Origin of the sequence: Ruegeria sp. HKCCA5426 (assembly GCF_013034585.1) — a bacterium.
GTDB lineage: Bacteria > Pseudomonadota > Alphaproteobacteria > Rhodobacterales > Rhodobacteraceae > Ruegeria.
In genome coordinates, this window is the sequence record NZ_WQGH01000001.1 from 428,455 (window position 1) to 446,960 (window position 18,506).

The 18,506-nt window shown below is 56.9% G+C and carries 17 protein-coding genes; 6 read left to right on the top strand and 11 right to left on the bottom strand.

All coding sequences use genetic code 11. The features are described 5' to 3' along the window. Positions 1–12 precede the first annotated feature (12 nt). Genes GOV87_RS02085 through GOV87_RS02095 form a run of 3 tightly spaced genes read left to right on the top strand, consistent with a single transcriptional unit; the run spans position 13 to position 2,753 of the window. Positions 13–1,530: a CHAD domain-containing protein gene (locus tag GOV87_RS02085; protein ID WP_171210653.1), complete on the top strand. Its 1,518-nt coding sequence runs from the start codon at positions 13–15 to the stop codon at positions 1,528–1,530. Positions 1,531–1,533: 3 nt separating this feature from the next. Continuing rightward, positions 1,534–2,289 (top strand): ParA family protein, encoded by a 756-nt coding sequence (locus tag GOV87_RS02090; protein ID WP_171123023.1) that lies wholly within the window; start codon positions 1,534–1,536, stop codon positions 2,287–2,289. Then, positions 2,286–2,753, top strand: a complete 468-nt coding sequence (locus GOV87_RS02095; RefSeq protein WP_171210654.1) for a CYTH domain-containing protein — start codon at positions 2,286–2,288, stop codon at positions 2,751–2,753. Before GOV87_RS02090 ends, GOV87_RS02095 begins: the two co-directional genes overlap by 4 nt. On the opposite strand, the gene GOV87_RS02100 is transcribed toward GOV87_RS02095, so the two are convergent. From GOV87_RS02100 to GOV87_RS02140, 9 genes are all read right to left on the bottom strand, one after another. Further along, positions 2,734–4,044, bottom strand: a complete 1,311-nt coding sequence (locus GOV87_RS02100; protein ID WP_254447294.1) for a HAMP domain-containing sensor histidine kinase — start codon at positions 4,042–4,044, stop codon at positions 2,734–2,736. The two genes, GOV87_RS02095 and GOV87_RS02100, sit on opposite strands and share 20 nt — an antisense overlap. 49 nt (positions 4,045–4,093) lie before the next feature. Beyond that, positions 4,094–4,774 (bottom strand): response regulator transcription factor, encoded by a 681-nt coding sequence (locus tag GOV87_RS02105; RefSeq protein WP_171121197.1) that lies wholly within the window; start codon positions 4,772–4,774, stop codon positions 4,094–4,096. Positions 4,775–4,957: 183 nt separating this feature from the next. Beyond that, positions 4,958–6,394, bottom strand: a complete 1,437-nt coding sequence (locus tag GOV87_RS02110; RefSeq protein ID WP_171210656.1) for a Do family serine endopeptidase — start codon at positions 6,392–6,394, stop codon at positions 4,958–4,960. Positions 6,395–7,145: 751 nt separating this feature from the next. Further along, on the bottom strand, positions 7,146–7,745 hold the full coding sequence (locus GOV87_RS02115; RefSeq protein WP_171210657.1) for an NTP transferase domain-containing protein: 600 nt from the start codon (positions 7,743–7,745) through the stop codon (positions 7,146–7,148). Between the two features lie 31 nt (positions 7,746–7,776). Further along, positions 7,777–10,194, bottom strand: coding sequence for an FAD-dependent oxidoreductase (locus GOV87_RS02120; protein WP_171210658.1), 2,418 nt, complete (start codon positions 10,192–10,194; stop codon positions 7,777–7,779). Between the two features lie 92 nt (positions 10,195–10,286). Beyond that, positions 10,287–11,594, bottom strand: a complete 1,308-nt coding sequence (locus GOV87_RS02125; protein WP_171210659.1) for an HlyC/CorC family transporter — start codon at positions 11,592–11,594, stop codon at positions 10,287–10,289. Positions 11,595–11,657: 63 nt separating this feature from the next. Beyond that, the gene (locus tag GOV87_RS02130; protein WP_171210660.1) at positions 11,658–12,611 is read right to left on the bottom strand and encodes a site-specific tyrosine recombinase XerD; all 954 of its coding nucleotides are present in this window, start codon (positions 12,609–12,611) and stop codon (positions 11,658–11,660) included. A 2-nt stretch (positions 12,612–12,613) separates the two neighbouring features. Next, a complete protein-coding gene (locus tag GOV87_RS02135; protein ID WP_171123037.1) occupies positions 12,614–14,137 on the bottom strand; it encodes a hypothetical protein in 1,524 nt (507 codons plus the stop codon). Then, positions 14,127–14,276, bottom strand: a complete 150-nt coding sequence (locus tag GOV87_RS02140; protein ID WP_171121204.1) for a hypothetical protein — start codon at positions 14,274–14,276, stop codon at positions 14,127–14,129. Before GOV87_RS02140 ends, GOV87_RS02135 begins: the two co-directional genes overlap by 11 nt. Before the next feature lie 79 nt (positions 14,277–14,355). On the opposite strand from GOV87_RS02140, the gene GOV87_RS02145 reads away from it, so the two are divergent. Beyond that, the gene (locus GOV87_RS02145) at positions 14,356–14,943 is read left to right on the top strand and encodes a shikimate kinase (protein ID WP_171210661.1); all 588 of its coding nucleotides are present in this window, start codon (positions 14,356–14,358) and stop codon (positions 14,941–14,943) included. Continuing rightward, complete coding sequence (gene aroB, locus GOV87_RS02150; protein ID WP_171210662.1) at positions 14,943–16,055, top strand: 3-dehydroquinate synthase; 1,113 nt, start codon at positions 14,943–14,945, stop codon at positions 16,053–16,055. The genes GOV87_RS02145 and aroB overlap by 1 nt, the downstream gene beginning before the upstream one ends. Here aroB and GOV87_RS02155 read toward each other — a convergent pair whose 3' ends face one another. Together GOV87_RS02155 and ssb are read right to left on the bottom strand one after the other, a co-directional pair. Beyond that, positions 16,056–17,126 carry a site-2 protease family protein gene (locus GOV87_RS02155; RefSeq protein ID WP_171210663.1) on the bottom strand — a complete coding sequence of 357 codons (1,071 nt, stop codon included), beginning with the start codon at positions 17,124–17,126 and terminating at the stop codon, positions 16,056–16,058. 18 nt (positions 17,127–17,144) lie between these two features. Next, positions 17,145–17,654 (bottom strand): single-stranded DNA-binding protein, encoded by a 510-nt coding sequence (gene ssb, locus GOV87_RS02160; RefSeq protein ID WP_171123044.1) that lies wholly within the window; start codon positions 17,652–17,654, stop codon positions 17,145–17,147. 209 nt (positions 17,655–17,863) lie between these two features. Between ssb and GOV87_RS02165 the strand changes: the two genes are divergently transcribed. Then, positions 17,864–18,448, top strand: coding sequence for a lytic transglycosylase domain-containing protein (locus tag GOV87_RS02165; protein WP_171123046.1), 585 nt, complete (start codon positions 17,864–17,866; stop codon positions 18,446–18,448). The last annotated feature ends 58 nt before the right edge of the window (positions 18,449–18,506 follow it).

Sequence of the window (18,506 nt, forward strand, 5' to 3'; positions counted from 1 at the left end):
GGAGCGCACGCTATGACAAGGGCGGACGCTTTGTTCGTTATTCATGGCGGGTTTGAACCTTCTTTGCTTGCGAAGCCGCTAAAGAAACTTTGCTTGCGGGTTGAGCCCGCAAAGGCCGCTCAGAAATTTCAGATACTGGACTGCTTTGATCAGTCAATCAGGATGTCCGGAGACGCCTTGGTTGAAACGTCCGGGTCGCTGTTGCTTTTTCAATTCAGTGGTGAGGTATTGGCGCAGAACGCCCGGGGGAACGGCGCGTTTGTTCAAGATCTTCCAGACGGAGCCGTAAAGTCGGCTTTGCAGGGCTTTCCCAAATTACGCGCGTTGACCAGCATTGGAACAGGAACGCTCCGAGTTCACGAGTTTTCGGTTCTGGATGGCCTACAAAAAACTCAGGTCCGTGGATGCGTATATGCCTTGGACTCTGAGGTTGGTAAAATAAGTATCGTGTTCGTTCAGCGGCTGAAAGGATACGACAGTGCATTCAGCGCCGTTTGCACAAGGTTGAAAGGACTGGCAGCGAAGACAAACGGAGCAGACGCTTTGTTCGGGACGCTCTTTCCAGACGCGGTTCCGTACCGCGCAAAACCGGATATCACATTGAGCAAGGAAGAGCCGTCCATCGAGGTGGCAACGGACATCATTCGAACTTTCCTAGCCGTAGCGCGCCAAAATGAGGCAGGTGTAATTGCAGATATCGACACCGAGTATCTGCATGATTACCGAGTGTCCCTGCGTCGTGTCAGGTCGGTGTTGAGCCTGTTTAAAGGTGTGTTTTCAACTGAGCAGACAATCGAGCTGAAACACGCGTTCTCAGAGTTGATGGCCCCGACGGGACGGGTTCGTGATCTTGATGTGTATTTGCTGGATAAAGATAGATATTTCAAATTATTACCCTCCGGCCTTCACTTAGGCGCCGAGGCCATGTTCGCGCAGTTTGAAAAAGAGCGTTTGCAAGCCCTTGGCACTCTTTCGCGACGGTTCAAATCTGCTGAATATGATCGTCAGTTGAATGATCTGACCGCACTCTTTTCAGATGTTGGAAACCTTGAGCCCGGACCCAACGCAAGTCGAGGAGCCTATGGGTATGCCTGCGCCCTGATTTGGAAACGCTACAGAAAGGTTTGCAAACTGGCGCGGCAGATCACCCCCGAAACCCCAGACGAATTGGTTCATGATTTACGGATCGACTGCAAGAAGCTGCGATATCTGATGGAGTTCTTTGGGCCTTTGTTCGACGCAGGGGATTTCAAAACAATCATCAAGCCGTTGAAAAAGCTGCAAGATAACCTTGGATTGTTCAATGACTGCTCGGTCCAGCAAGAGGCGCTTTTGGAATTTGTTGCACTGCAAAGTAACTCTCAAAATCGTGCAAACGCTCAACTTGCTATGTCTGTCGGCGGGTTGGTTGCCATGCTGTATCGGCGGCAGAAATCAGAGCGAGCGCGCGTCATTGCCAATTTTCAGCATTTCGACGGCCCGAACATCCGACACCTGTTTCGCAGTCTGTTTCACCACAAGGAGGACTAGGGATTGAAGATCATAGCCTGTTACAGCAACAAGGGCGGCGTTGGAAAAACTGCGACTGCGGTCAATCTGGCCTATGCCTATGCGAAGGCAGGGAAAACTGTTCTTCTGTGTGATCTCGATCCGCAAGGGGCGTCAGGATTTTATCTGCGTGTCAAACCTTCAAAGAAACTGACGGATGCCCGTTTTTTCGAGGATGTAGAGCGTTTTACCAAATCTATCCGTGCCAGCGATTTCGAAGGGCTGGACGTTCTGCCGGCGAATATGACCTTTCGCGACTTTGATGTGTTTCTGTCTCGGATGCGCAACAAGAGATCGCGGTTGAAGAAAGCTCTGGTTGCGGCAGGCAGCGACTATGACGTGATCGTTTTGGACTGCCCGCCGAATTTTTCGACCTTGTCCGAGAACATATTCAAAGCCGCAGACCAGATTGTTGTACCCGTCATACCGACGACACTGTCCGAACGGACCTTCGACCAACTGGTGAATTTCTTTGATCAGAAGGGGCTGCCAAAGAAAAAATTACGCGCCTTCTTTTCGATGGTCCAACGCCGAAAGACGTTGCATGTGGAAACGATGATGGTGATGCGAAAACTGTATCGAAAACGGTTCTTGCAGGCGTCGGTCCCGTTTGCCGCGGATGTCGAGCGGATGGGGCAGAATAGGGCGCCCGTCAGCGTCTATGCGGGACGCAGCGCGGCCAGTGCCGCGTATCGCGCGCTTTATGATGAGTTGGAAAACGGAGTGGTTTCAGACAAATGAGTACCGAAATCGAACGCAAATTCCTTGTGGCTGACCTGCCGGATTTAAGCCGTGCGGATAAGGCCATCGTGCGGCAGGGCTATCTGACATCTCCTAACGATTCGGCCGAATTGCGCCTTCGGCAGAAGAACGATCACTACTACCTGACCCTCAAGGGCGGTGGCGCGATGGTTCGGGTCGAGCGTGAGGCGGAAATTTCAGCCGAGCAGTTCGAAACCTTTTGGCCTGAAACCGCAGGACGCCGGGTCGAGAAAGAGCGGTATACCGGCAGTCTCTCGGGTGGGCGTGTGTTTGAACTGGATGTGTTTCAAGGGGACCTTGCCCCACTGCAACTTGTCGAGGTCGAGTTTTCGACTGAGGCCGAGGCGGTGGCCTTTACGCCCCCGGATTGGTTCGGCGCAGACGTGACGTCGGACAACCGGTACAAGAATAAGACAATGGCGACTAATGGCGTCCCAGCTTGATGGTCGCTTGCAGGCCGGGGTTGCTGTTTGAGGCCATGAAAGCACCGCCATGCATGTGCGAGATCGCGGCAACCAGTGCCAACCCAAGCCCCGCGTTTCGTTCGGTACGTGCGGGATCCAGCGTGACGAACGGCACTTGAAGGCGGGGCAGGTCTTCGTCTGGAACGCCGGCGCCGTGATCGCGGACACTCATGCACGTGAACGGGCCATCCGCGGAAATTGTTATGTCGATGGATGTATCTTCAGGCGCATAGCGCATTGCATTTTCCAGCAGGTTTGACAGGGCCTGCGACAGCAAAGGTCGGTGACCCTGAATTGGGTTTGCCGTTCCATTGACGGTGATCTGAACTCCTTGATCCGAGGCCACGGGTTCATAAAGTTCAACAACATCGCCAACCAGTTGTTGCAGGTCGACAGTTTCAAATTGCTCGCGTCCCACACCAGCCTCGGCACGCGAGATGTCAGTAAGCTGGCCCAGCACTCTGAGAACATGATCAATTTCCGCTGTGGCCCGTGCCACATCAATCTCGCGGTCCAGATCAGTTTTGCTTGGGTCGGACAGGGTTTCAATTCTCTGGCGCAGGCGCGACAGAGGGGATCTGAGGTCGTGCGCGATCGAGTTTGAGGTCGTGCGCAGATTGCTGATCAGTTCCTCGTTTTTGTCCAGCATGGTGTTGAGCGTGCGGGCCACCTGATCAAACTCATCACCTGTCCCGCGTAGGGGCATACGCCGGGACAAGTCTCCGGATACGATATTCTCGGCGGTGCTGGCTATGTCTGACAGGCGAGAGAACACCAGTCGTGTAAACAACCACCCTGTTAAGACACTGAGCGCAAGGGCAATCGCCAGTGCTATGCCAACCGAGCGTAACAGAACCCTGTCAAACTGCTGCCGCGCCAGGGCGTCCCGTCCGACCAGCAGACGTTCACCACCCGGTAAGCGGATCGAGGCGGCGGAAATGGGGACCAGTTCATCATTGTCGGCGCGCCGAAGCTCAAGATCGACCCATCCGCTGCCGGCGGTGACGTCCGCAGGCCATTGTTTGAGATTGCCTGCAAGCTTCGCGCCAAAGCGATCGGTTAACAGGTACAGCGCATCCCTCTCGGACGCTGAGGGCAAGCGGCGTTCGATGGCCGTCAACAGACCTATAAGGCCGCGCCTTTCGTATTCATCGGCCAACCCGGTCAGTTCGGCGGATACAACCGATCGTGTTTCACCTTCGATACTGCGGTTGGCCGTGACATAGACCAAAGCCAGGACCGTCGCTGTCAGCAAGGTGCTGAGGACCATGCTGGCGAAAACCAATCTCGTTCGGGAATTATTGAAGGAAAGTTGAAGGTTATCCATCAGAGATCATGTAGCCGGCACCCCGGACGGTTTCAATCAAAGGCGGTCCGCCACCTTCATCCAACTGACGCCGCAGTTTTGAGATATGAACGTCAACCACGTTCGTATTCGGGTCGAAGTGGTAATCCCAGACACCCTCAAGCAGCATCGTGCGCGACACCACGCGGTTCTTTCTGCGCAGAAAATACTCAAGGATCTGGAACTCTCGCGGGGTCAGCGAAACCTCGTGCCCGTCGCGCGTGACCTTGCGGGTCAGCAGGTCCATCTCAAGGTCGCGGCAGGTCAAGGTCGCGTTTTCTTCGGCCTCCTGAGGGCGCCGCAACAACGCTTCGATCCGCGCGTGCAGCTCTTGGAAAGAGAACGGTTTTACAAGGTAGTCATCCGCGCCCGAGCGCAGCCCCTTAACCCGCTCATCAACTGCGCTCATCGCGGTGAGCATCAGGACGGGGGTCTTCAGACCCGCAGCCCGAAGGGATCGGATCAGCGACAACCCGTCCAGCCCCGGCAGCATCCGGTCCAGCACAATGGCGTCAAACCCGCCGTCGGTGGCATGATACAGACCTTCACGGCCATCAGCGGCCTGTTCGACCACATAGCCCTCTTCGCCAAACCCTTTGGCGATGAACTCGCGGGTGTCTTCATCGTCTTCAACGATCAGCAGGCGACGGCTCATGGTCCGAACTCCTTTCTACCGGTATTTAAACACAAAATTTCGGGTAAAGCACTGGTTTTAGGGAAAGAACGTGCCGGGCGCGTCGTTGCGCACCCGGCAGTCCCGGCAGATAGCGGACAATTCAATCCGCCGGGGAGGCGCACGCCAGATATTCCCCATCACGTGGCGCGCGCGGGTGTCTGATCAGGCGATTTCAACCGCGACGAAAATCTGGTTGCCGCCACGATTGATCAAAACCAGCGCAGGATCGGTCTTTTCGCTGTCCAGCGCGGCCTTCAGCGCATCCGGCGAAACGGTTTCCTGCCCGCCAAGTTTCACGATCACGTCGCCGCGTTGCAGGCCAGCCTTGGCCGCCGGGCTTTCGGGCGTAAGGTCGGTCACGACGACGCCGTTGACATTTTCACCCACTCCCATCTCGGCACGGGTCGTATCGGTCAGCGGTGCGACGGTTACACCCAATGCGGTCCCCGAGATGGATTCATCAACGGATTTGTCGATGTCTGCCGAGGCGCTTTGATGCTGGCCGATGGTTAGCTCAAGCTGTTGTTCCTTGCCGTCGCGCAGAACTGTCAAAGTGCTGTCAGTCCCCACCTTCGTCGTGCCGACCAACAAGGGCAGGTCGCTGCTGGAGTCGACGGATTCATTGTTGAAGGTCAGAATGACGTCGCCCTGTTCCAGGATTCCCTGGGCCGGGCTTCCATCGACCACTTCGGAGACCAGAGCACCTTTTGAGGCATCAATTCCCATCGCTGCGGCAATTTCAGGGCTGACATTCTGGATCGAAACACCCAACCAGCCACGGCTGACCTGACCGTCATCACGCAGGTCGGCTGCGATATGTTCCACGATGTTCGAGGTTACCGCAAAGCCCAGGCCAACAGACCCGCCGCTGGGCGAATAAATAGCCGAGTTCACGCCGACAACTTCGCCTTCCATGTTGAAGAGCGGTCCGCCTGAATTGCCCTTGTTAATTGCCGCATCGGTCTGGATGAACTCGGCATATGGTCCTTGAGAAATGTTACGACCCTTGGCCGAAACGATGCCCGTTGTCACGGTCGAGCTCAGGCCGAAGGGATTGCCGATTGCCACAACGTCTTCGCCCACGCGGATCACGTCGCTGTCGCCCAACTCAACGGCCTGAAGGGACTCACCCGCGTCGATCTTCAGAACTGCGATGTCCGTCAGCGGGTCGGTCCCGACAACCTCGGCGTCAAAGGTGCGATCGTCGCTCAGGCGAACGGTGACGTTGGACGCGTTGTCGACAACGTGGTGATTGGTGACGATGTATCCTGCCTCATCCAGAACAAAACCTGATCCCAGACCTTGTGCCGGGCCGCGTTGCGGGGCGTTGAACCCTTCTGGCGTACCAAACCGCTTGAAAAATTCACCGAACGGGTGGCCTTCCAAATCAAAGTCCTGTCCTCTGGCCGGAACCGCGGTGGCGTCCTGTTCAGCGATAATTGTCACGACGGATGGTGACACGCTCTCAACCAGATCGGCCAGTGCTTCGTCCGCTTTCGAGGGCAAGGCAGTCGTCGCAAGCAGAGCGGTGCTCAGTGCGGTGACACCCACCCAATTGGACGTGCGTGGCGTAAGAAGAGAGGATTTACGGATGCTCATATTGGTCTCCTGTTTGTATCACGCGGTTGCGGCCGCGCGTTAAATCAGCAGATGACGTATCAGTCTTTGTGTTTCCTGTTTGAAAGATTAAGAAATCTTAATTTCGCCACATTGGGCCCGTCTTATACGCGGGTTGGGCGGTAAGACTTCGTGCGCCCAGGCGAATCAACGGCTCGAATCACTGGATTGTTGACGCACATGCGGGCAATGCCTGAAAAGGGCTGAATTGAAACAGTTTGGTTAACAAAGGAACGGATCCACAGATCCTTTGGCAATCGCTCGTGTTTTGGTTGTGACCAGGTATGGGGTTTAGTCTTTACTGGCTTCAACAAGCCTAAAAGTGACTGGTCTTTAGTTGAATAAGAGCGCTCATAATGGCGATTTTAGCGCCATTAGCACAAATTCCGGTTCCCTCAATGATTGTTTTTTCTTCGGCAGGATGTTGCGCAAAAACCATTCTGATACGTCGAAAATTTACCGTTCTTTCCAGTTTCCCGTTGTCTGATCCGGCGCGATGGGTGACGATGATCAGGCCCAAGCGAGGGGAGCCGAAGGCACTAGGGGGTGCCAACGGCCGTCACAGTCACTGGAAGCGCTGAGCGGCATGTTAACGAGGGGGTCTTGTTTAGGTTCAGCGGCGGAATAGCCAGCGTGCTACATGGCACAAATGGCCGCGCTTTCAGGATTGATGAAAAGTGGTAGTCCTGTTTTGGGCACCGGCCCGGTCTGAAAAGACCGGGCCGTGTTCTTTTCAGACGTTTCTTTTTTGGTGCCACGCATCCCAGTCTTCCGGGGTGTCCAAGTCCAACAACGCGTTTTGATCCGGTAGGGGAACAAGGCACACGCGGTCAGCATGTGCCCGGACAACGGCCTGTGCGCCTTCATCGCCCGTCAGTCTTGCAAGGTCATCAAATAGTGATCGGTGGAAAACAACCGGATGGCCGGGTTTTCCGTTAGCCGTCGCGCCGCGCCAAACCAGGTGGTCCGGATGGTGTTGAACCGTGTCGATCACTGCTTTCAGGTCACCGGGCGTGATATCGGGTAAGTCTGCCAACAATACCATGACGGCGGTGGCTTCAGGTGGGACGTGCCGCATCGCTCCGCGCAGGCTGGCATTCATTCCTTCGACAGCATCTGGAATTTCTACCATCTGCGCGTCCAGACCTTTGATCACGTCGTAACGCGGGTGCGGCTTTGGAGGAAGGGCGACGATGGTCGGCCCGGCCTGCAGCGCCGTTTCGAGTGAGCGACGCAACAAAGGCATACGGTCAACAGCTTGCAATAGCTTGTCCTTGCCACCCATACGACGTGACAGTCCGGCGGCCAAAAGGATAATGGGTAACGGAATCATGTGGCTAGAATGCCGCTGCCGGGGACGTATGTCATCCCCGCATGCGTGCGCCATCCGCGTCAAATAGTGGTTCCGAAATCACGCGAGCCTTCCTCAACTGGCCGAGAATTTCGATCTCGACCTCAAGCCCGTCGCTGATTTCTTCGACTGGCAGGAACCCCATCGCCACCGATTTTCTGGCATAGTGCGAATATCCGCCAGATGTACAGAATCCGACGACCTGGCCACTCAGCCAGATCGGCTCATATGCGTTTACATCTGTGTCGTCCGCGTCAACTTCAAAGGCCACAAGTCGGCGTGCCGGGCCTTCGGCACGTTCCAATTCGGTCGCCGCACGGCCGATGAAGTCAACGTTTTTCGAAAACGCAATGAAGCGGTCCAGCCCTGTTTCTGCTGCGGTGTAATCTGGTGAGTATTCGCGCATCCAGGACCCAAAGAACTTGTCCAGACGCAGGCTCATCATGGCGCGCATCCCAAAGGGCACCATGCCATGAGGCTGCCCAGCCTGCCACAAAGTCCACCAGAGTTGCCTCTGCGCCATGGGATCGCAATAGATTTCAAACCCCAAGTCGCCGGTATAACTGACCCGTTGAACGATGCAGTCCGTCATACCGATTGTCATGCGCCGCACATCCAGAAAGCGGAGGGTTGCGACGTCGTCTCGCGTGCAGGCTGATAACACGTCGGCGGCCTTGGGACCGGCGATCTGAAACCCGTTCAAACGATCGCTGACGTTTTCGATGATCACGCCGTCGGTTTGATTTTGCAGGAACCACCTCATGTGGAACGCTTGGCTGCCATAAGAGGCGGTGAGCTGAAATTCTTCGTCGCCAAGGCAGGATATGGTGAAGTCGCCAATCAACTTGCCCTTAGACGACAGCATGGGGGTCAGTGACAATCGTCCCGGTTGTGGAATTCGCCCCGCCATGATCCGATCCAACCATGCCCGCGCATTGGCGCCAGAGATGCGGTATTTGCCGAAGTTGTGCACCTCGTTGATACCGACGCCGTTGCGGACAGCGTTGACCTCGCGGCTCGTCGCCGAGAATGCATCCGAGCGTCGGAACGAGGGGGTTTCATAGTCCGGCTCATCGCCTTGGGCGAAATAGTTGGGCACCTCCAGCCCGTATTGCTGGCCCCAGACCGCGCCCAGATCACTGAAGATGTCGTACATCGGCGTCGTTCGGTTCGGGCGGGCGGCGGGTAGTTCCTCGTTCGGGTAGGCGACGCTGAAACGCTTCTGGTAGTTTTCGATCACCTTGGGGCGAGTGTAGCCGGGGCCGATCCAGTCGCCGAAACGTGCCACGTCCATGGCAAAGACATCGCGTTCGGGTTCGCCTTCGATCATCCATTGGGCCAGCGTCAGTCCAACGCCACCGCCCTGACTGAACCCGGCCATCACACCGCAGGCCGACCAGTAATTCCGCAGACCCGGCACAGGTCCGACCAAAGGGTTGCCGTCTGGCGCAAAGGTAAACGGCCCATGGATCACAGATTTCACACCGGCCTCGGCCAGAACAGGAAAGCGGCGATAGGCGAATTCGATACTGTCGGTGATCTTGTCAAAGTCGTCCGGCAGGAGTTCGTGCCCAAACTCCCACGGGGTCCCATCGACGGCCCAAGGTTTGCAGGGTTGTTCATAAAACCCAATGCACAAGCCCCGACCTTCCTGCCGCAGATAGCTTTCGCCTGCGGGGTCCATCACATGCGGGTGTTCACCCCCTGCATCAATGATGGCTTCGATCTGAGGAATCGAGTCGGTGACCAAATACTGATGCTCCATCGGGTGTAGCGGGAAATACACACCTGCCATGGCGCCGACCTCGCGCGCCCAAAGACCACCGGCATTGACCACATGTTCGGCATGAATCGTGCCTTTGTCGGTGACGACATCCCAAGTTCCGTCCCGCCGTTGAAGCGTTTCATGCACCATGCAATGTGTTTCGATGGTTGCACCGCCCATGCGGGCAGCCTTGGCATAGGCATGAGTTGTGCCGGACGGGTCCAAGTGGCCATCCAGCGGATCATAAAGCGCGCCGATTATCCCATCCGTGTTGGTGATAGGCGCAATTTTCTTGATCTCTTCGGGGCCCACAATTTCGGTCTCAAGGCCCATAAAGCGGTGCTTGGCACGCTCGGCCAGCAGCATGTCGAACCGATCCTGATTGTCGGCCAGCGTAACACCGCCCACATGATGCAGGCCGCAGGACATGCCGGTGATCTCCTCCAGTTCCTTGTAAAGACGGATGGTATAGCCTTGCAGGGCGGCCATGTTGGTGTCGCCGTTGAGCGTGTGAAAACCGCCTGCCGCATGCCATGTGGAGCCGCTGGTCAGTTCGGACCGCTCCAGCAGCATCACGTCCGACCAGCCGAGTTTGGTCAGGTGGTACAGGACAGAGCACCCGACAACACCACCCCCAATGACTGCCACCTGCGTTGTCGTCTTCACGTTGCTGCCTCCATCCGGTTTCGGCCCGAGCCTGCAAGCGCAGGCTTGGGTTTACTGTTCCGTTCCCGACATGCTGTGTCGCTGGTCGCGCGTCAGAGAGGGCGTATTTTCAACTCGGTTATCCGGTTGCCCTCGCGCGCCGTGACTTCGAAGCGGAAGCCGTGGAACGAGAAAACCTGGCCCGTTACCGGGATCATCTGCGCCTCGTGAATAACCAGACCTGCGACGGTGTTGGCTTCTTCGTCGGGCAGGGACCATTCCATCGCACGGTTCACGTCGCGGATTGTCATCGCTCCTTCGACCAAAAACTGACCGTCCTCGGTTCGCGTAACGGGGACGTCCTCTTCAAGATCGAATTCGTCGGCAATTTCACCCACGATTTCTTCAAGGATATCTTCCAGTGTGATCAGACCGCGCAGAGAACCATATTCATCCACGACCAGCGCAAAATGGCTGTGCATCCGCAGGAATTCTCGCATCTGGTCGTCCAAAGTCGTTGTTTCCGGGACGAAATACGGGTCGTTGGCAACCTTCGAGATATCAAACTCTTTCAGCCGGTTTGCATCCCCTTCGCTGCTGCCTGCATGCGCATACATGGCGCGGAACAGGTCCTTGGCATGAACGACACCCACGATGTTTTCGGGTTCATCCCGGAAAACGGGCAGGCGGGTATGGGGGCTTTTCAGGCACTGCTGTAGGATAATCTCGGGCGTATCCTCTGCATCGATCATTTCAATGTTCGAGCGGTGAAGCATGATTTCTTCCACCGTTCGATCACCCAGATCCAAAGCACCCAGAATGCGGTCGCGATCTTCTTTTTCAACAACCCCTTCGGAATGGCCCAGTTGCAGCGCGCCTGCGATCTCTTCTCGTACCGCAAGGATGTTACTGTCGGGGTCGATCTGCACCCCAAACAGGCGCAAAACGCCGCGCACCAGCAAGCGCACCGCGGAAACGACCGGGGAAAACACGGTCACCACTACGCTGATCAATGGGGCCACGGCCGAGGCCGCTTTTTCTGCGTTGGTGATGGCGTAGGTCTTGGGCAGAACTTCGGCAAAGATCAGAACCAGAAGGGTCATGACCAGTGTCGCCAAAGCGACGCCGCTTTCCCCAAAGAGACGCGTGAACAAAGCGGTGGCCAAAGACGCCGCGAGGATGTTCACCAAATTGTTGCCCAGCAGGACCGAGCCGATCAGGCGTTCGTTGTCATCGGTGATGTCCAGCGCCTTTTGCGCCCCGCGTGACCCTTTGTCGGCCTGCGCCCGTAGCTTGCCGCGCGACGAGGCGGTCAACGCTGTTTCAGAACCCGAGAAAAAGCCCGAAAGGACGAGCAAAAACAGAATGGCGCCGGTCGTAAACCAGAATGCGCCGTCGATCAGAGAAGAAGAGGGTTCCATCGGTCCTTGGTTGTTCGTGTTGCTGCAATGGTTATGGGGGCGCTGCCCCTGCAGATCAAGGGGTTAGCCCTTGTCGACGGGGTCTTTGGCAAGCGGGTGATGCTCGTACACCAGTTCGGCAAGCCGTTCGTCTAGTACATGCGTGTAAATTTCCGTGGTCGCAACATCAGCGTGGCCAAGTAAGGTCTGGATCGAACGCAAATCTGCGCCGTTGGCCAGCAAATGTGTTGCAAAGGCATGGCGCAACGTGTGTGGCGTGACTTTTTCGGGCGAAACGCCCCCTTGAACCGCAAGGTCCTTGATCAGTTGAAAGAACATATGCCGCGTCAGATGCCCGGATTTACCACGCGAGGGAAACAGGAATTTTGAGCGCTGAGCGCCATCTGAAACTTTTTGATCCTCGGTCTCATCCCGCACACTCAACCACGCGGCAAGCGCCTCTCGTGCGGGTGGAGACAACGGGACCATCCGCTCTTTGCCGCCCTTGCCAAGAACCAGCAGCATGCGTGGATCGCCCCGTGCCGATGACACAGGCAAAGAAACCAGTTCGGTCACGCGCATTCCGGTGGCGTATAGCAGTTCCATCAGGCAGGTGTTGCGCACACGATCTTCCTTGGTACGCCCGGTTTCGCGCGCTGCTTGCAACAACCGGTCGACTTCGGGCACGTCCAGCGTTTTTGGCAGGCGCTTTTGACGGCCCGGTCCTTTGATCTGAATTGCGGGGTTGGCCTCACGCCAGCCTTCTTCAAACGCAAATCGGTAAATCTGTTTGATAGCTGAAAGCCTGCGCGCACGGGTGGATTGTGAAAGCCCCTGCGCGTCACAGTAGATCAGGTAGCTCTCGATCTGGTCGCGGCTTGCTTTTGGAAAACCGGTTTTTCGCCGATCCAACCATTCGGCAAAGTCCTTCAGATCCCTGCCATATGCCAGCAGCGTATTCGTGGCTGCACCTAATTCGGCCGCTTGTGCCTGTAGAAACGTGGAAATCCAAAGCTCCTGAGTGGCGGGGGCGGTCATGATCAGGTGCCCTGCAGGATCAACAGGTTCAGTGCAGCGCGTCGCGCGGTGTCCTCAAGACCCACGCGGCGCAACGTGGCAATAGCCGCCGTCAGATCAACAAGGTTCCCGCGCGAGCCATGCGCGAAAAGCTCCATCGTCTCAAGGATCGCTTCGCCCAACTGGTCATTGGACAGCAGGGCATTGATGTCCGAAGGCACTGGCGCGGCCCATGCAAACCCTTCTGCCACCGCATCCGCCAACGGAGAGGGGGACGGGGCGCGCCCGGGATCACCTTGCGCCAGCGCCGCCAGAAACTGACTTTCCTCTGACTGATCGGGGGCGGAAAGGGCCGCAGTTTCGTAAAGGTCAGACAACAGCATAATCCGCCACCGCAATTGCTCGACCGCCGGGTCGTCCAATGTGACGTGAGACAACTGACCTGCGAACAGTTCCGAAAATGGCACCTCTAGCCCGACGCTGCGCATTTGCTCCCATACGATGGGCAATGCCTCTGTGATGGCGGTCGGGTCGCCCGAGTTCAACGCGGTTTCAAATTGTTGAACCGCTGTGACCCTGTCCCACACGGCACCTGAGGCCGCCGGGGATCGTTCCGTATAGAGCCCAAGTAATTGGTTCGGTGTCAGGGCGCCCACACGAGTCAGACGCTCAGCCGCTTCGATCTGTGCCTTCCAGCCTGCAACGTCGCGCAGATCGGCGTTCGCAAAGACCCGGGGCAGAGGGGCAGAGGGTAAACGCTCGCCAATGGCTTCGTACAGGCGGAAGCTCAGCGGATCAGGGTTTTCCGGCTGCGGCAAGTATTCTGCGTCTTCGAACAGTTCCGGGCTGAGAAACCGGTCAAGGACATCAAGATCCTCGGGGGACAAGACCTCTAGCGCGTGCGCGGCTTCCAGGGTGAGCGCAGCAGAGGGCCAATCCCCCCGGCGGGCTTTGCAGAAAATCTGCGCGGCATAGTCCTGTGACAAGTGGGGCTGGGCAATCAATGCGGTGCAGCTTCGGTCTTCGTCACCGGTCAGCAAGGTCGCGTCGAACCAGCGTTTGAAACGCTCGCGGCTGTTGGTCGGGCCGGCAAGCTGAACGAGAGATTGCGCCGGATCAGCCGCCCCTAGCTGCATCAGCCTGTCCAGACGTGCCAGCAATAGTGTTTCTTCGGCCTCGGGTCCGGACGGCGCGCGCGCCTCGGACAACAGCAAGGTAAACAGCAGGCGTTGCATGGCCGGGTTGTACTTGACCGGGACTCGGGCGATCAGTTCTGCCAGACGATCCGTTTCGCTGTTCTGCCAAAGACCGATGGGCAGGCCAGTTACGTTCGATGAAACAAGACCCAAGGGTTGCGACAGCGCCTCCAGACGCGTGACCTCGACCTCGGGTCCGAGACCTGTTTGCGTAACCGGGGGTTCCAGCAAGACAGTACCCGGCAGGTTTTCGGGTGGCTCGCTCAGCCACTCAATAACAGAAAGTGGTTCCTGCTGCGCGTGGACCGAAGTGGCGAGAAACAGCGCAGCAACTGCGGCCTTATTCGACATTCAGGATTACCGGTTCTCGTATCTCTTGCTGCGGGGAGGAAAAATCCACGCCGAAGAGAGGGCCTAGATAGGCGTAGCCCACCAGCCCGATGAAACACAGGCAAACCAGATATATCAGGAACTTGATCAGACGACCCATTGCTCAACGCTGCCTCAATTTTGTGTTTTGTCCAAGTTATAACTGGCATTTTTCTTAAGATCACGTCATTCACGGTGAAATGAGCGAAATTAAGCATAACACCGTGACGTCCGAACACGATCACAGCTTCATACTGCATAAAACAGTGGTTTTGGTAGGTATGATGGGGGCTGGTAAAACAGCCGTTGGCCGTGCTTTGGCTGCAAGGCTTGGTGTTCCGTTCCTCGATAGCGATGCCGAGATCGAATCGGCGGCCAATATGACTATCCCGGAAATCTTTGAACGCGACGGTGAGCCGTTTTTTCGCGCGAAGGAAAGTCAGGTCATTGGGCGGCTTCTGGACGAAGAAAAAGGTGTTTTGTCCACCGGCGGCGGGGCGTTTTTGGCCAGTCAGAATCGCCAGATGATTACCGATCGCGGGGTTTCTGTCTGGTTAAAGGCCGATTTGAACGTGCTGTGGAATCGGGTCAAGCACAAGGATACGCGGCCCTTGCTGCGCACAGCGGATCCTCATGCGACGTTGCGCGCCTTGTATGAGGAACGTGTGCCGGTCTATTCGCAAGCCGACCTCTCGGTGACTTCTGACGGAGAGACGTCGATAGAAACTATGGTGGACAGGGTCGTCGATGCCTTGATGACGCGCCCGGATGTTTTGGAACGGAATTAATGCACCAAACCGTACATGTAGAGCTGGGTGAGCGATCCTACGATGTAGAGATCGGGCCTGATTTGCTGGGCCAGTCGGGGAAGATGATCGCACCTTTGCTCAACCGTCCCAAAGTTGCGGTTCTGACGGACGAAAACGTAGCAGCTTTGCATCTGGATGCGCTGCGCGAAGGTCTTGCCACCGCAGGAATTGAGATGTCGGCGCGGGCTCTACCTGCCGGAGAAGCCACCAAAAGCTGGCAGCATTTTGAGCGCGCGGTCGAATGGCTGCTAGCCGAAAAAGTCGAACGCCGCGATGTTGTCGTGGCCCTTGGGGGCGGCGTCATTGGCGATCTTGCAGGCTTTGCCGCCGCCGTTTTGCGGCGCGGCGTTCGGTTCGTGCAAATCCCGACCTCTTTGCTGGCACAAGTGGACAGTTCGGTTGGGGGAAAAACCGGGATCAACGCGCCACAGGGGAAAAACCTGATTGGGGCTTTTCACCAACCCTCGCTGGTTCTGGCTGATACCTCGGTATTGGGTACAATGACCCAGAGGGATTTTCTGTCAGGCTATGGTGAGGTCGTAAAATACGGTCTGCTGGGCGATGCCGCGTTCTTTGAGTGGCTCGAGGCCAACGGCACCGATGTATCGGGCGGCGACATGGCAGCGCGCGTCCGGGCCGTGACGCGATCGGTTCAGATGAAGGCCGATATCGTCGCGCGCGATGAAACCGAACAGGGCGATCGCGCGTTGCTGAACCTTGGCCACACCTTCTGTCATGCGTTGGAGGCCGCAACCGGCTATTCGGACCGCTTGCTGCATGGCGAGGGTGTAGCCATTGGCTGCGCGCTTGCGTTTGAGCTGTCGTCGCGCCTTGGTTTGTGCGCGCAAGAAGACCCCAGCCGCGTTCGCGCGCACCTGCGTCAGATGGGAATGAAGACGGACCTTGCCGACATTCCGGGCGATCTTCCGGGGGCAGAGGCATTGGTCGATCTGATGGCGCAGGACAAAAAGGTTATCGACGGGCAGTTGCGCTTCATTCTGGCGCGAGGAATCGGTCAGGCATTCGTAACGTCGGATGTCCCGCGCGAAGCTGTCTTTTCGGTGCTCGAGGACGCTCTGGCCGCCGCTTGATCAGCGTCCCCGGACGACCATCAACTCACCGATGTTTTCGCGCGTAATGTAGCCCACCATGTGACCGGCCTTGGTACAAACCGCTATGGCTGGCGCGCCTTTGTGCAGACGTTCCAGAACTGTCTCCAACCCGCTGGTGAGTTCTACCTGCGGAATATCGGCTTCCATTATGGAAGTGGCGAGGTCTGATCGCGGAGTTTCCGCAGCCAGAGCCGCAAACAGGCGGTTGCGGGTCACGAATCCCTTTAGCGTTCCGTCTGCGTCCAACACTGGGAATTCATGCTGTGTGGTATGAATAACGGCTTGGGCGGCCGTCGCCAGAGTGTCTGACGGCGACAGCGATTGGTATTCGGTGATCATCGCATCGCGCGCCATAACCCGCCGCGCGACAGATCGCATGGCCACGTCCTGACTCTCTGCGTTGGCTGCAACGAAGACAAACACAGCGATCAGAACCAGCAGTGGATTGCCCGTGCTGAGACCAAGAAAGCCAAAGCCCACAGCGACCGCTTGTCCGGCAAGCGCCGCGACCCGCGTTGCCTTGACGCGATCCATTTTAAGGCAAAGCAAGGCGCGAAAGACCCGTCCGCCGTCCATTGGAAAGGCCGGTATCATGTTGAAGGCGGCCAACAGCAGATTGACATAGGCCAACCGGTTCAAAAGGCCGGGGGCCGTGCTGTCGATTTGCGTCATCGTTTCCCAAGGCATTCCGGCCCCGAACGCAATCAGAATGATCCAGATGACGATGTTTACCGCAGGGCCCGCAAGGGCGACCCAGACTTCCTGCATTGGCTTCTCCGGCATTCGTTCCAGCCGAGCCAGCCCGCCAATTGGCAAAAGGGTAATGTCAGGGGTCTTGATCCCGTAACGCCGAGCCATCAGCGCATGGCCGAATTCATGCGCCACTACACAGGCAAACAGGGCGAGTACGAAGATCAGGTTTTGGACGGCCGCCGATACACCGCCGCTGGAATAGGCCGCGAACCCAACCCAGGCCAGCAATAGGAAAAAGGTGACATGGACCCTCAGTTCCGACCCAAATAATCGGCCGAGTGAGAAGGACCATGTCATCACCAATCTCCGTTTTGCTTAGAACGGAATCTCGTCGTCGTCGATTCCACCGGATGCAGGGGCAGGAGATCCAGAGGGCGCGCCGTAGGGGTCGCCGTAACCGCCGCCTGCCTGACCGCCGCCATAGCCGCCAGACTGGCCTCCGCCGTAACCGCCGGACTGTCCGCCGCCGTCGCCACGACTATCCAGCAATGTCAGTTCGCCGCGATAGGGGCGCAAAACAACTTCTGTCGTATATCGGTCTTGGCCGGACTGGTCCTGCCATTTGCGTGTTTCCAACTGGCCTTCGATATAAACCTTGCTGCCTTTGCGCAGATACTGTTCAGCAATGCGGGCCAGAGGTTCTGAAAAGATCGCGACCGAGTGCCACTGTGTCCGGTCACGCCGTTCGCCGGTGTTGCGGTCCTTCCACGTTTCCGACGTGGCAAGGCGCAGGTTGCACACCTTGCCGCCGTTCTGAAACGACCGGACCTCGGGGTCTGCGCCCAGATTTCCGACCAGAATGACCTTGTTTACTGAACCCGCCATGTATGTCCTCGTTCTTGTCTGACTGGATCGCGCCCGAATCTGGCGCTTGTGTTCTGCTGCCGACCCTATACGGCCTGCGGCGCGGTTAAAACATAGTTGATGAAGACCGCACCGAGCAGCAAATCACTCAGAAAATTTTTACCAAGCTTTCATTTTTTACTGAAATATCTATACTCGGTCGGGTTCGTGGACGAGCGGGATTGGCATTAATGCGTTTTCTGGTTGGTTGGTTTTTAGGGTTTTGCCTTGCGCTGGTTTCAGTTCCGGCTGCGGCTCAGACATTGTCTACCAAAAGTCGCAAGGACATTTTTCTCAAACAGGCCAAGATATTGGATACCCGTGCGGCAACCCAGTATCGCGATTCCGAACGGCTGAAGCCCAAGCGAAAAACAGCTTCGGGGACGTTCAACAAGCGCTATAACGGTAAGTACCGCGGCCAATACTTGTCCTTGGCACGCCAAGCGGCCCGCAAGCACAATGTGCCTGAAGATCTATTTCTTCGACTTGTTCAGCAGGAAAGTGGCTGGAACCCCCATGCCGTATCGCACAAGGGCGCGCTGGGTCTTGCGCAGTTGATGCCCGGTACTGCGCAGCTTTTGGGTGTGAATCCGCATGATCCCAAACAGAACCTGGAAGGTGGTGCGCGTTACCTGTCGTGGCAGTACCGCAAGTTCAAATCGTGGCGCTTGGCTTTGGCGGCTTATAACGCGGGGCCAAAGGCGGTTGAAAAGCACGGCGGTGTTCCGCCGTACAAAGAAACCCAGAACTACGTAAAGGTCATCTGGGGCGGGTAATTCAAACGATCCGGGGACAAAAGACCCGGCACGACGACCGGTTCTTTCGCTATGATCG

What these genes read in the sequence shown, in the direction of transcription:
- GOV87_RS02140 (WP_171121204.1), bottom strand. Translation starts at nt 14,276, where the DNA reads ATGGGTCGTCTGATCAAGTTCCTGATATATCTGGTTTGCCTGTGTTTC.
- GOV87_RS02100 (WP_254447294.1), bottom strand. Translation starts at nt 4,044, where the DNA reads ATGGTCCTCAGCACCTTGCTGACAGCGACGGTCCTGGCTTTGGTCTAT.
- GOV87_RS02095 (WP_171210654.1), top strand. Translation starts at nt 2,286, where the DNA reads ATGAGTACCGAAATCGAACGCAAATTCCTTGTGGCTGACCTGCCGGAT.
- GOV87_RS02125 (WP_171210659.1), bottom strand. Translation starts at nt 11,594, where the DNA reads ATGGAACCCTCTTCTTCTCTGATCGACGGCGCATTCTGGTTTACGACC.
- GOV87_RS02110 (WP_171210656.1), bottom strand. Translation starts at nt 6,394, where the DNA reads ATGAGCATCCGTAAATCCTCTCTTCTTACGCCACGCACGTCCAATTGG.
- GOV87_RS02130 (WP_171210660.1), bottom strand. Translation starts at nt 12,611, where the DNA reads ATGACCGCCCCCGCCACTCAGGAGCTTTGGATTTCCACGTTTCTACAG.
- GOV87_RS02115 (WP_171210657.1), bottom strand. Translation starts at nt 7,745, where the DNA reads ATGATTCCGTTACCCATTATCCTTTTGGCCGCCGGACTGTCACGTCGT.
- aroB (WP_171210662.1), top strand. Translation starts at nt 14,943, where the DNA reads ATGCACCAAACCGTACATGTAGAGCTGGGTGAGCGATCCTACGATGTA.
- GOV87_RS02105 (WP_171121197.1), bottom strand. Translation starts at nt 4,774, where the DNA reads ATGAGCCGTCGCCTGCTGATCGTTGAAGACGATGAAGACACCCGCGAG.
- GOV87_RS02145 (WP_171210661.1), top strand. Translation starts at nt 14,356, where the DNA reads ATGAGCGAAATTAAGCATAACACCGTGACGTCCGAACACGATCACAGC.
- GOV87_RS02165 (WP_171123046.1), top strand. Translation starts at nt 17,864, where the DNA reads ATGCGTTTTCTGGTTGGTTGGTTTTTAGGGTTTTGCCTTGCGCTGGTT.
- GOV87_RS02135 (WP_171123037.1), bottom strand. Translation starts at nt 14,137, where the DNA reads ATGTCGAATAAGGCCGCAGTTGCTGCGCTGTTTCTCGCCACTTCGGTC.
- GOV87_RS02085 (WP_171210653.1), top strand. Translation starts at nt 13, where the DNA reads ATGACAAGGGCGGACGCTTTGTTCGTTATTCATGGCGGGTTTGAACCT.
- ssb (WP_171123044.1), bottom strand. Translation starts at nt 17,654, where the DNA reads ATGGCGGGTTCAGTAAACAAGGTCATTCTGGTCGGAAATCTGGGCGCA.
- GOV87_RS02155 (WP_171210663.1), bottom strand. Translation starts at nt 17,126, where the DNA reads ATGACATGGTCCTTCTCACTCGGCCGATTATTTGGGTCGGAACTGAGG.